Source organism: Candidatus Contendobacter odensis Run_B_J11 (assembly GCF_000531125.1).
In the GTDB taxonomy this organism is placed as follows: domain Bacteria; phylum Pseudomonadota; class Gammaproteobacteria; order Competibacterales; family Competibacteraceae; genus Contendibacter; species Contendibacter odensensis.
In genome coordinates this window covers 73,815-86,589 of record NZ_CBTK010000028.1, presented here as the reverse complement: position 1 = coordinate 86,589, position 12,775 = coordinate 73,815, and the positions used below count along the sequence as shown (strand labels likewise).

Sequence of the window (12,775 nt, the reverse complement as noted above, 5' to 3'; positions counted from 1 at the left end):
CCCTCAGTGAACTCCCAGAGGGCTTCACGTTCATCGCCAGCGGCGGTGGTCACCGTGCAGGCAGTGATCACGCCGTCGACCGTGATCATCAGATGGCCGTGAAGTTAATAAGGCTGCTTTTTAGCGGCGCAGTACCCGTAGCCCGCCTCCTCGGCAAAGAGCCGGCAGCGCGAGGCGCGGGTCAGGACACACAGGGGCAGGGGGCACCCATCGACGAGATGAATGGGATCCACTGCCGCCCCCAACTCGATGACCCACTGCTGATGAAGGTGTTGTTTGATGGCCCAGAGGTTCGCGGCCTGCTGGGCGAAGGGGTGCGCGATCCCCGATGGGAAAACCAGGGTTGCCAATGCTGACAAAAGTACTGCCAAATGTGCCGATCCGTATCCAGGCCCAAGAATTCACCCACGACTTCCATCGTCAGCACTTCACTGTCGGTCAACTTCGGGGCAAAACTCCGTTGGCGCAAGCCCTGATCCCCGATCACCAGACCCCAGTGGGCTTCTATCCAGCAAAACCCCGTGATGATAAAGTTTTCAAGCGGCATGGCGACGTCCCCGCGAACGTTGAGGTGGTGGGTTCCTCTCAGCGTATCTCACGCCGCCATGCCGCGTCGGCCTACCTTCATCGATCATCGAAAAAGTCGAACATCGCGTAATTTATCAATGGAGTATGCAACCTGGGTCTGCATCCACTTCGAGGTTCATACCATCCCAATTTTTGGGATGTCGTTGACAGCTCCTCGTATTGTGTACAGAGGTACCGTCGTGGACGAAGACGCAATTCAACCTGCCGACCCATCACAGGTAAATGCCTGAGCGTAATGAACTCACCATGCCCATAAAAATGATCAATAAAATGGCCACATTTATGGCAATAGGTTCCCTGCTCTATGCTATGAAGAGTGACTCTGTAGTTCTCTTGACGGTCAATTTCTACTTCATCCACTACAACATTAGGAATGTCCAAAATAACATTAAAAGCCTTCTTCAGATCATCTAATGACTTATCCACTATAAAAATCTCACTTGATGTTGGCAACTGGTTGATAGCATTATACTTTACTACCCCTTGAAATACCAGAGAGCCGAAGTTTCCGTCACAGGAAAATTTACAGGAGGAAAAAACTAGCACCATTGGTTATAAGGCTATCGCTGCATGAAACTGTCCGAACTATAGGTATCCATTATTTAAAGATTGACAGAGCACTAATGATGGTGACGATGATGGATGTCTGGAAAATGAGGATGGGTATGCCATAGCCCGGCGTGGTGATGGGAGTGCGTATGCGGTTCGCCTCCACCCCACGGGAAATCGTGGCTATGCTGATGATGCTCGTCATGGGTATGCTGATGATTGTGCGTATTCTCATCATGCGAATGTTCATGATTATGCCGTTCCGACAGATGCAGCCATAATCCCCATGCCATCAAGACCATGGCCAGCCAGAACAGCATACCGGGAACTTCGCCGAACATGACCAGCGATAGCACCACGCCGATGAAGGGGGCGAGTGAGAAGTAAGCCCCAGTGCGGGCGGTGCCGATGTGGCGCAAGGCCAGAATGTAAAGCGCCAAACTCAGTCCGTAACCGAGGAATCCGACTACGGCGACGGCGGCGACAATCCCCAGCGGCGGCGCGCTTATCCCGCCCAACAATGCCATAAGCGTACTGGCACTCCCTGCCACCAGACCCTTAATGCAGGCGATCTGGAGTGGATTGCAAGCCGATATCTGGCGTGTCAGGTTGTTATCCATGGCCCAGCACCCACAGGCGCCGATGATGCAAACCGATCCCCAAGGCGAACCGAGATCCAGCGTTCCTCCCCACGACAACAGCAGGCTGGCCACGACGATCACCAGCATCCCAACGGCAATCCTGCGATCAAAATTCTCCCGGAACACGAACCAGGCTATCAGGGTGGTAAAGACACCTTCCAAGTTGAGCAGCAAAGAAGCGCTGGTCGCTGGCGTAAGGCGCAGGCCGGTCATCAGCAGAATCGGCCCTAACACTCCGCCGGTCAGAATCGCTCCGCCCAGCCACGGCAGATCGCTGATCGATAAAGCGGCCTCATCGGCTCTCCCCAGAGCATCCAGCCCACGGCGAGCAACGATCCACAGCGTCAATCCCAGACCCGCTCCGAGGTATAACAGCCCCGCCAAAAGCAGCGGCGGCGCTTCATTCAGCAGTAACTTGGCCAAGGGCGTGGCGGCGCCAAACAGAAGCGCCGCCTCCATCGCATAGCCTATTCCCTTCATTACTGCGGCTCGGCAGCTTGACGGCATCGCTCACCACCGCCCTCTTCAGTAACGCCACTATCCCGCAACCGTTCACGCAACAACGTCAGCAATGCCTCTCGTGAGCGCGGCGGCTGCCATGCGTCGTCACCATCTTCTTCCCGCAGCAGTTGCGCCAGTTCCAGCAGCAACGGCGGTCGCAACCTGGCCCGTGACATGACCTCGCGATCCGCCAGCACCGCAGCCGTCTCGCCCTGACGCAACACCGCGCCCTCATGAAACAACGCCACTTGATCAGCCCAGGCATAGGCCAGTTCCACGTCGTGGGTCGAAAACACCAGGGTGGTACCGGCTTCGTGCAGCTGCTGCAAGGCACCCAGCAGATGGGTGACACCGTGCGAATCCAGGCCGGCAGTGGGTTCATCCAGCGCCAGAATTTCCGGGCGCATCGCCAATATCCCGGCAATAGCGACCCGCTTCTTTTGGCCAAAGCTCAGGCGGTGGGTGGCGCGGTCAGCCAAATGCGCAATCCGCAACGACTCCAGCGCTTCGCGCACTCGTTCGCCGGTTTCCGCCGCCGATAGCCCCAGATTGATCGGCCCGAAGGAAACATCCTGACCCACCGTGGCGGCAAACAACTGATCATCCGGCTCCTGCAACACCACTCCCACCCGTCGTCGCCATTGGTCGAGGCAACGGCGGTCGTAGCCAACCGGCTGACCATCCAGCAGAATTTCACCGCGAGTCGGTCGAAACGTGCCGTTGAGATGCAGCAACAAAGTGGTTTTACCGCATCCGTTGGCGCCGAGAATCGCCAGCTTGCAACCCCGCTCGACGGTCAGGTTCAGATCACGCAGCGCGGCAATACCGCCCGGATAGGTGTACTCCAGTCCCCGAACCGCCAGTAGTGGAGCAGTCATCTCCAACCACGCGCCAGCAAACCACCCATGACCCCTATCAGGACCACGAACGCCATGGCTATCGTCAGCCTCATCCACGACAGCGAACGTTCCGGCGTCAACACTCGCAATTCGCCACGATAACCGCGCGCTGCCAGCCCGATTTCCAGCCGCCGCGCCTGTTCCAGAGATCGCTGAAATAGATTTCCCGCCAACAGGCCCAATGAACACACACTGCGATCCAGCCGCGAATAGCCCAACCGCGCCGTTTGCGCCTGCCGACCGGTTAGCGCCCGTTCAGCGAACACGAAAATCAGCCGGTACACCAGCAGGATCAGTTCGACGATGCCGGCGGGAATCCCCACCCGCCGCAACAGCGGAACCCAATCCACCAAAGGCGTCGTCAAGGTCAGGAAGCTCAGGCAACTTACCGCCGCCAAGGCTCGCACGATGGTATCCAGCGCCAGCCGCCAACCGTCAGGAGAAAAATGCAGGCTGAAACCGTGGGTGAAATCCAGCGACATCGCCAAAAAAGGGACACCGGCCAACAAAAACATTGCTGGTGCAGCCAACATACTCAGCACTGTTCGCAGCGGCACTTGCGCGCCATACACCATTGCCAGCATCGTACCCGCCAGCACCAGCGGGCCAATGCTCAACGGCGGCAATATCAGGGTCAGCGTCAGCAGACTGATCGCTGGCAACAGCTTTTCGGCTGGATGCCGGTCGCGCCAGCGGTTGGTCCAGGCGTAATGATCAATCGCCTGCATCAACCCGATCCGGTTGACGTTGCCGGGATTGGCCGCGCTTAAAGCCCAGGTAATAACCCAGTACTCCGGCACCCAACGCCGCCTGCAACGCAAACAGCAGGCTTGCAACCTCGCCGGAAGGCGGTTCCCAGACCGGCTTAAACCAAGGCTGATAATCAGGATGAAGCGCGGTTGCCGCCGCCATCGCCTGCCCATCGGCACCGGCGAATTCAGCGCCTTCCCGTCGGCTGCCGACCACCAGCGAAACGACCACCAACACCACTGCCACTGCGATCAAGCTCAGATTATGCCGGTTCATCAGCGCGCCTCCGCTGCCAACCACCGGGGAAAAGCCTGCAAATCGCGTAATTCATCCTGGCTGTATTGCCGCAATAAATTGACGATCACCACGGTCAGCAAACCCTCAATCACCGCCAGCGGTAACTGAGTCGGCGCAAATACGCCCATGAACTTAATGAACGACCCCAAAATGCCACTGGCCGGATCGGGAAAGGCCAGCGCCAATTGACCAGCGGTGACGGTATAAGTCGCCATATCACCCAGCATCGCCGCCAGAAACACACTCATCGCCAACGGCGCGTTCAACCCCTGTGTCCCACGCAAGATGCCATAGGCCACCCACGGCCCGACAATCGCCATGGAAAATACATTCGCACCCAGCGTGGTCAAACCGCCATGCGCCAGTAATAATGCTTGAAACAGCAACACGATGGTTCCCAACAGCGCCATCACCGAGGGACCAAACAGAATTGCGCCTAATCCGGTGCCGGTCGCATGAGAACAACTACCGGTCACTGACGGCAATTTAAGCGCTGACAGCACGAACGCGAACGCGCCCGATGCCGCCAGCAACAGCTTGATCTGCGGCTGATCCTGCATCAGGCGATTGACACGGTGGGCGCTGATAATGACCAACGGCAAGGAAACCGCAGTCCACACGGCGGCGTGCAACGGCGGCAAAAAACCTTCAGCAATGTGCATTGACAAACCTCCCCGGTTATTGGGCAGGGCAAAATCGGGGAGAGGTCGTCGTGGGGAAGCGGTCACCGCAACCTATAGGTTAAAAGCGACGCGCTGGCTGAGACGGTCCGCAACCCCGGAACACCCCGCCCGGAATCAAGCTGGAATACGACATCGGCAGGTCTCCTGGCTCACAGGTCTTCATCGCTTCCCCAACCTTCCCAGCCATTTCAGCCAGTGGTGCGCGGGGGGTGACTCGCTGTTTACAGTTGCGGGGGCAGCCCTGGAATTGGCAACCTTATGGCTGCCGCACCAGATTCCCTTTTCATTCCCTCCGGCGAGCGCCAGAGGGGAAACCTTATCGCTAACGTGGCGATGTTAAGCCCGACCGCTGATAGCGTCAACTTTGCCCGCTGTTTGAAATACCACTTCAGGATAAATTATGAATAGAAACAATGAATTTTTGTACTGAATCGAGACGTTGATTGAACCCGTGTTGCGGCGCACAATACTAACAGCGCAATATAATTCGGAGTACTCAACCCCGCCCAAAAACTACCATGGACACCACGCGATGAACCCGAAACGCCTGCTGATCGTTGACGACGAACCCGGATTTGGTGAATTTGTCCGCCGAGTTGCCCTCACTCTCGATTACGAAGTGACCGTGACCACCCACGGCCAAGCGTTTCAGAAGTGCTATGCCGAAGTTCAACCAACCCTGATCATCGTTGATATGATCATGCCGGATATTGACGGTAACGAATTAGTGCTGTGGACGCTGCAACAGGGCTACACCAACGACCTAATCATCACTACCGGCTACGGCACGGATTACGCCCAAGAGGCGAAAACACTGGCAGAATTCATGGGGTTACGCACTGTGACGACTTTGGTAAAACCCGTTGCGCTGCCCCAGTTGCGTGCGGCTCTCAGCAGGCAGAATCCTCCATGATTCCGTGGCGCACGTCTCTAAAACTGATGTTTCTGATCGTGGTGTTCAGCGCCAGCGCCACTGATATCAACGCTCCGGCGATCCCACCACCCACCGAAAGCAACGCGGCAGCAGTCGCCGCTATTTCCCGACAAATGGAAGTCTTTAGCCGCGATTTGGAACAACTGCGTCTATTTATGGGGGTCGCCAAGGTCAGCGAGCTGGACATCGGCATTCGCAGCGACCTGCCTCGCGATCTGTATTTTCAGACGCTGACGCTGTGGCAAAAAACCGACCGATTGATGTTCGAAGTCGTGCGAACTCATTCGCCGGCCCCCTCGGTGCCTGTGGGCGATATCGATATGCAGGATATTCTCCCCACTTTGCAACAGGCTCATCGTCTTCTCCGCCAGATCATGGGCGAATTGAAGCTGGCCGAGACAACCGAAATGGCGTTGGTGCCCCTCGCGACCGACCTCTTTACCGCGATCCTGAACCTGAACCGCCAGTTGGATTCGCTGCTGGAGCGGCATTTCGCTCCGACCGACGTCTACACTGAGGTGACTCTGGCGGTCGGTTATGCTGCTCGCCTGCTGGCGCACTATCCCGACGCGATCCGGATTCCGGCAGAACCCCCCTTTGAACCCAACAAGCTCCCCAGTGATGTATACCGCCGACTGATCGCCTGCCTGCAAAGCATTACCCGTCTCTTTCAAGCGCTGGAGCTTCCCGTACTCACCGTTGACATCCGCCAGATCGATACGACCCATCTGACGCCGAATGACGTGTTCGTTGTGGCTTCACTGATCGTCTCCCAGCTTGATCTTCTCCACAAACACCTGGGTATCGCCAAACTGCCACCTCAGAGCATCTATCCGGGATTGAAATTCCCCGCGCACAGCTACCAGCGCGCCGGCATCCTGCAAGCGCAACTGGAGCAACTCGAATGCTACGCATCGGCCCATTGCTCCACGCCATCCGGGAATATCCGCCATGAGTCCGACACCCCGGAAAAATGAACGCACGCTACAACAACGGTCGCTGGGTCGACAGCTCCTGCTGTCCCATCTATCGGTTGCGGCAGTGGGACTGGCTATCCTCTGCATCGCCCTGATCTCCACCTTCGAACTGCGCGCCCGAGTGAACCTGCTGGTGAATGAGGGCGTACCGCTGATGCAAGCCTCGTCGCAGATGCTCACCGGGGTGCAACATTCGCTGGCTAACCTGCGCGGCTGGGTTAGCTTGAACGATCAGAAATTTCTGGACGACTGGCAAGTGGCCTGGCGCGAAGATATCCAGCCGGCGCTGGCCCTGCTTAACCAGGAGTGTCGGCGCGTACTTGAGCAAGCCTGTGATCTACAACGCCTGCAAAACCTTAAGGCGCTGCTGGCCGATCTGCGGGAATCGCAGTGGTGGGTGCAGGACATCGCGCACACGCCAGGCAACGACCCGGCGCGGGTCGCTTATCTACTCGACGTTGAGCCGAGCGCCGATAAACTGAATTCGGTGATTGCAGCCCTGCTTCAGGAGGAAATCGCGCAGGACGGCGGCTCCGAGCGCAAAATCCTGCTGGCGCGCCTGGCGGAACTTCAGAACGCCTTCGCCACCACGCACCTGCTGCTGCGGGAAATCCTGGGCAGCAACGGCTTGAATTACGAAGAGCAGTTCCGCCAGCAATTGGAACGGACCACAGCCACGGTCGCACAACTGACTACCAGTCCGCTGCCCACCCCTGAGCAATCCCAGTTTCTGAACCTGCTGCGAATGGAATTGCGCGCCTTCACCCAGTTCGCACAGGAGGTGATCCGCATCCGCCGCTCGCCCAACTGGAACATCGCGATCCACACCCTGGCTCAGGAAACCGATCCGCTGGCAAATCAGGTCATCGCGTTGGCATCAGCGCTGGCGGCAAACTCCAGGATGCGCCTGGAACAAGAAGCCGAAGCAGCGAGCGCCGCCAGTTCCATGACGGTCGGTAACCTGATAGCGCTGATCTTTATCATGCTGGGGGTGGCCTATGTCCTGTCCAAGCAGCGCGCCGAATTCTTGGCCCTTCCCCTGATCGCTCTGTCCAAAGCGACCCGGCGACTGACCAATGGGGGCCTGAACGAAGATATTCCCGTCGAGAGGGACGATGAAATTGGTGAACTCACCCGCTCGTTCAATACCATGCGAGCCTCGATGCAACAGGCTCATGCGGAATTGCGCGAAGCCAATGTTTTACTCGAACAACGGGTCAGCGAACGCACCGCCCAGTTAGCCGCGACCAACGACTCCCTCACCTGGGAAATCGCGGAACACCAACAGACGGAAAAAGCCTTGCGGGAAAGTGAAGCCCGGCTGCTCGCCATAACCAAGGCAATTCCCGATCTGGTGTTCGTGGTTGACGAAGATGGTTGCTATCGCGAAATTCTGGCCGCGCGGCGGGATCAGATCGCCATCGGCCCGCTCCGGGGGAAACTCCTGAGCCAGGTGCATTCCCCGGAAATGGCGGAATTTTTTCTCGATATTATCCGCCGCGCACTGGCGACCCAGCGCATTCAAATTGCCGAATACGAGCTGGCAACCCCTTCAGGACTGCGCTGGTTCGAGTCGCGTACCGCGCCGCTTGAGGTGCAGTTTGACGCCAAGTCCGCCGCCATCGTAGTAGCCCGCGACATCACTCAGCGCAAACAGTCTGAAGCCCAACTCCGGCAAGCGCAGAAAATGCAGGCCATCGGCCAGTTGACCGGAGGAATTGCTCATGATTTCAATAATCTGCTCGCCATCATCATGGGCAATCTGGAACTGTTGCACGAGCAATTGACGGCGCAGCCCCGACTGCATCAACTCACTCAGCAGGCCCTCAAGGCGGTGGATCGGGGCGCCAATCTCAGCCGGCGGTTGCTGGCGTTCGCACGGCGCCAACCGCTGCTGGCGCAACCCACCGATCTGAACCAGCGGGTACTCGGAATGCTCGACCTGATGCGGCGTACCCTGGGCGCGACGATCCAGATTGACACGATACTGGCTACCAATCTGGAACAGACGCTGATCGATCCGGATCAATTTGAAAATGCCCTGCTTAATCTGGTCATCAACGCTCGCGACGCCATGCCTCAAGGCGGCAGGCTCACGCTGGAAACCGCCAATGTCCAGCTCGACGCTGATTATGCAGCGCACGAGGATGTGCGACCCGGCTCCTACGTTATGCTGACCGTCAGCGATACTGGCATTGGCATGACGCCGGCGGTGCTGGAGCATGTCTTCGAACCGTTTTTCACCACCAAGGAAACCGGCAAGGGCAGCGGGCTGGGTCTGAGCATGGTCTACGGGTTGGTCAAACAGTCCGGCGGGCATATCACGATCTACAGCGAACCCGGCCAAGGCGCCACGGTGCGGCTTTATCTGCCACCGACCGTGTCAGCAGCCACTCCTGCCGCAGAGCCGCTGCCTATCGCCGATAGCGCAATTCAAGGCCAGGGTGAAATCATTCTGGTGGTCGAAGATGATGCCGATGTCCGCCTGTTCGCCGTCAACGCCTTGCAAGGCATGGGCTATGAAATCCAGCAGGCCGGCGAAGCTGAAACAGCGATCCGGCTGCTGGAAAGGACACCCCGGATTGCTCTGTTATTCACCGATATCGTGCTACCGGGCGAGATGGACGGCGCCAGGCTGGCCGCTGAAGCCCAACGCCGTTATCCCGGACTGCGGGTACTATTCACTTCGGGTTATACCGAACATGCCCTGATTGGGAGCGGCCAGCTTGCCGAGGGCGTTGATGTCTTAACCAAGCCCTACCGGAAAGCCGAATTGGGAAAGAAGTTACGGACGCTGCTGGAACGGGGCGAAACCGGGAATGGATAATCCGGTTCGGCCAGCTATTCTTAAAATAAATCCAGCCAGCAACATGTATAATTTAGCTGGCAATCTGTCTCTGTTATCATCAACAACCAATAATCAACATTTCGACGAGGTTTAACATGCCCCTGACAAATCGTCTCGCTGCTGAATTCATCGGTACCCTCTGGCTGGTATTAGGCGGCTGCGGCAGCGCTGTGCTGGCCGCCGTTTTCTACGGCCCTGACAAGTATCCCCTCGGCATCGCTCTGGTTGGCGTAGCACTGGCTTTCGGCTTAACCGTGCTGACCATGGCCTATGCCATCGGCCATATCTCCGGTTGCCATTTGAATCCCGCCGTTTCGGTCGGTTTGTGGGCCGGCGGTCGTTTTCCGGCTTCCGACCTGATTCCCTACATCATCGCCCAAGTGCTGGGCGGTATCGCCGGCGCGGGTATCATTTATCTGATCGCTACGGGAAAGCCGGGGTTTGATCTGGTCGCCAGCGGTTTTGCCGCCAACGGTTTCGACGCGCACTCGCCGGGAGGCTATGGGATGACCGCCGCGCTGGTATCCGAAGTGGTGATGACCTTCTTTTTCCTGATTGTCATCCTGGGTTCGACCCATAAGAACACCCCGGCTGGCTTCGCGCCCATTGCCATCGGCCTGTGTCTGACGCTGATCCATCTGATCAGCATCCCGGTCACCAACACCTCGGTCAACCCGGCGCGCAGCACCAGTCAGGCGATCTTCGTCGGCGGCTGGGCCTTGCAGCAGTTGTGGCTGTTCTGGCTTGCGCCCATCCTCGGCGCAGCGGTGGCGGGCTTCTTCCACCGCTGGATGGCGAGCGATCATCCCGCCTGAAGCTGTAACCGCAGGCAAAAAGGCGCGTCGCAACGCGCCTTTTTTATCGTCCGACCGTGCTAAACACCGTGCCCGGTTGCAAAACTCCGCCAGTCCACCGCACCGCGATTGCGATATTCACCCGGCAGCGGTGAGAGACTGTCGCAAAACTCGCCATTGATTTTGAACAAAAATTTAGCGCGGAACCCGCTTCTAGCCAGTTTTTGATTTTGAACAAAAATTTAGCGCGGAACCCGCTTCTAGCCAGTTTTAACTCGACTCCACCATTAAACAGATCAATAACTTAGTTTTTAGACAGCCTCTGAGCCCCTACCGCTATCGCGGCAGCCGTTGCTGCGCCGGCGGCAAGTGCACAGTCAACTGATCGAACGGGATCGTCCAGCCATACTGATTGCAGGCGCTGACTGTGGCGCGTTGCAGGAAGCGGCGAATCGACCAGTAATGATCGGCCCCGGCGCCGGTGAAAACCGCCACAAGCAACAAATTCAGCGAGGAACTGGCGGCTTCGTTGAATTCCACCAGCAGCGTCGTGAGGTAGGGATGGAACGGCTGTTCCTTTAACTGCTCCTCCAGATAGGTGCGCAATGCCGGGACGATGCCGGTCAGAATCTCACCCTGATGCCGGTAATCCAGACCAACAACCATCGGCACAGCAAAGCCGTCGCGTGACAAATTGCGGGGGTTCTTGCCCAAGTAATTGGCGACGGTGTAGCTGGTGGTCGCGCCGATGACCTGAAGCTGCACGACCTCTGGCGTTTGCAACAGCACCTTGCCGTAGATATCGCCATCCAGAATCACAATGTCGTTTTCCTGACTGGGAAACCAGGGTTCTTGCGGGGCGTAGGGACGCGACTGCAAGCTGACCATCCTGTCCAGTGGCAACCGCAGCACGCCGCGGCGCAGCAGGGGGTTATGCAGGGTCGAATACAGATTGAGCGAGGTGATTTTCCACGGCACCCCCTCGTAGATGACTCGTTCGCCTTCCCGAACGCCACCCATGCTGAGCAGCGTGCGAATCTCCTGCATGTAGCGCGGCAGTGATTGCCGCAATCCCCACAAGAAGCTGATCACCAGCAAAATTAACAGACCCAGCAGCAGCCAGTCGCCACGCGCGTACAAAATCAGGGAAGCGACAAACAGAGCCAGAATCAGGGTCAGCACCCGGAAACACAATGCAACCACTCGCGCCGTTCGGCGGGTGCCGGGTTCACGACCCCGGTTCATCACCCTGCCAACCAGCCGGCCCAACCCCGCCAAGACCAGATACATCAGCGTGAACCCCCCCAGCGCGAGCACCAGATTTAACCCCCGACCGTTGGCAAACTCCTGGAGGGTGACCGCGAGCCCCTGACCGGGTTCCTGGGTTGGCGCCGCCAGCCGTTCGAGTTGGATATTGATTCGCTGCAGATGGCTTGATGCATCTTCCTGATAGCTTTGCCATTGTTCCAAGGTCGCCTTGAGCGCCTTTTTAACGACGGGATCCTCCATCGTCATCAAGGTTTTTTCGATATGGGCCATGGCGGCGTCAGCAGTCTGGATCTGGTTTTGATACATGGTCCGTTCGCTGCGCAGACGCTCGATGGTGCGCGGTCGTTCGGTCAACTGTTTAAGTTCGTCGAACAGCGGTCGGAGTACATCCTCCAGTTCCTTTTGCCAGTTGAACGCCGCGCCGGCCTGTCGCTGAAGCTCCAATCCACTGATCCCTCCGGTTGCCAGTTGTTCGAACGCGGTCTGCAGTTCCTTAAGTCGGTTGGCGATCTGTTCGATCCGATCGTTGAGTTGTTTTGCTTCAGCGGTGTCGGCAGTGCGCTTTAATTGCCGACTGAGGGTGGCGCGCTCGGTTTCGACCTCCTTGATGGTGTCGAGAAGCGTCCGTAATTGTTCTTCCTGTGAGGGGGGTTCCACGGGTTGCAAGGCTTCAGGGTTGTTTTCCGAGGGAGCGGCAGCGGTGACCGGCTGGGCATGCACCGGGTTCAACAGAACACAGAGGGCGACGAGGGCTAGCCAGCGAAAAGACATGGAATTCCTCCGGTAGGTTGATCCCATTTCCGTATAGGTATTCGTCGGTTATCAAGAGTCTGCTTGCAGGCGATAACTCATTAGGAACCGCCCGCAAGCGGACTCCCACACTATCGGGATTTGGCATTACGCTGAAAGTTCGGTGAGGCGGCCATCGTGACAGGGCCGATTTTCTTGCAGATCAAAAGCATAAAGAATACAGATCACCCTTCGCCTGCGGCATTCCATTTAATAAATGTTAACTAATTGATATTTATCTCAATTACCACCAGCT

The 12,775-nt window shown here is 57.5% G+C and carries 11 protein-coding genes, 1 pseudogene and 1 riboswitch; of the genes and pseudogenes, 4 read left to right on the top strand and 8 right to left on the bottom strand.

Annotated elements, in window-relative coordinates; all coding sequences use genetic code 11:
* The 7 genes and pseudogenes from BN874_RS26320 to BN874_RS02445 form a co-directional block, all read right to left on the bottom strand.
* Positions 1-547 (bottom strand): annotated as a pseudogene (locus BN874_RS26320) (transposase family protein); the annotation flags it as partial.
* A gap of 77 nt (positions 548-624) precedes the next feature.
* Positions 625-1,137, bottom strand: coding sequence for a transposase family protein (locus BN874_RS26315; protein ID WP_154724709.1), 513 nt, complete (start codon positions 1,135-1,137; stop codon positions 625-627).
* Between the two features lie 71 nt (positions 1,138-1,208).
* A complete protein-coding gene (locus BN874_RS02465) occupies positions 1,209-2,258 on the bottom strand; it encodes a DMT family transporter (protein ID WP_034430622.1) in 1,050 nt (349 codons plus the stop codon).
* On the bottom strand, positions 2,258-3,157 hold the full coding sequence (locus BN874_RS02460; RefSeq protein ID WP_051497328.1) for an energy-coupling factor ABC transporter ATP-binding protein: 900 nt from the start codon (positions 3,155-3,157) through the stop codon (positions 2,258-2,260). The genes BN874_RS02465 and BN874_RS02460 overlap by 1 nt, the downstream gene beginning before the upstream one ends.
* Positions 3,154-3,906: a cobalt ECF transporter T component CbiQ gene (cbiQ, locus tag BN874_RS02455; RefSeq protein WP_034430621.1), complete on the bottom strand. Its 753-nt coding sequence runs from the start codon at positions 3,904-3,906 to the stop codon at positions 3,154-3,156. The genes BN874_RS02460 and cbiQ overlap by 4 nt, the downstream gene beginning before the upstream one ends.
* Positions 3,893-4,204: an energy-coupling factor ABC transporter substrate-binding protein gene (locus BN874_RS02450; RefSeq protein ID WP_034430620.1), complete on the bottom strand. Its 312-nt coding sequence runs from the start codon at positions 4,202-4,204 to the stop codon at positions 3,893-3,895. Before BN874_RS02450 ends, cbiQ begins: the two co-directional genes overlap by 14 nt.
* The gene (locus BN874_RS02445) at positions 4,204-4,887 is read right to left on the bottom strand and encodes an energy-coupling factor ABC transporter permease (protein ID WP_034430619.1); all 684 of its coding nucleotides are present in this window, start codon (positions 4,885-4,887) and stop codon (positions 4,204-4,206) included. Before BN874_RS02445 ends, BN874_RS02450 begins: the two co-directional genes overlap by 1 nt.
* A 138-nt stretch (positions 4,888-5,025) precedes the next feature.
* A riboswitch (cobalamin riboswitch) is annotated at positions 5,026-5,242 on the bottom strand.
* A 198-nt stretch (positions 5,243-5,440) separates the two neighbouring features.
* Between BN874_RS02445 and BN874_RS02440 the strand changes: the two genes are divergently transcribed.
* The 4 genes from BN874_RS02440 to aqpZ all read left to right on the top strand — a co-directional run bounded on the left by BN874_RS02440 (position 5,441) and on the right by aqpZ (position 10,482).
* A complete protein-coding gene (locus tag BN874_RS02440) occupies positions 5,441-5,821 on the top strand; it encodes a response regulator (RefSeq protein ID WP_034430618.1) in 381 nt (126 codons plus the stop codon).
* The gene (locus BN874_RS02435) at positions 5,818-6,819 is read left to right on the top strand and encodes a hypothetical protein (protein WP_034430617.1); all 1,002 of its coding nucleotides are present in this window, start codon (positions 5,818-5,820) and stop codon (positions 6,817-6,819) included. Before BN874_RS02440 ends, BN874_RS02435 begins: the two co-directional genes overlap by 4 nt.
* Complete coding sequence (locus tag BN874_RS22050) at positions 6,794-9,646, top strand: ATP-binding protein (RefSeq protein WP_051497327.1); 2,853 nt, start codon at positions 6,794-6,796, stop codon at positions 9,644-9,646. The genes BN874_RS02435 and BN874_RS22050 overlap by 26 nt, the downstream gene beginning before the upstream one ends.
* A gap of 116 nt (positions 9,647-9,762) precedes the next feature.
* Positions 9,763-10,482, top strand: coding sequence for an aquaporin Z (gene aqpZ, locus BN874_RS02425; protein WP_034430616.1), 720 nt, complete (start codon positions 9,763-9,765; stop codon positions 10,480-10,482).
* Positions 10,483-10,797: 315 nt separating this feature from the next.
* On the opposite strand, the gene BN874_RS22045 is transcribed toward aqpZ, so the two are convergent.
* Entirely contained in the window at positions 10,798-12,501 is a 1,704-nt protein-coding gene (locus BN874_RS22045; RefSeq protein WP_051497326.1) for a coiled-coil domain-containing protein, read from the bottom strand.
* Positions 12,502-12,775 lie beyond the last annotated feature (274 nt).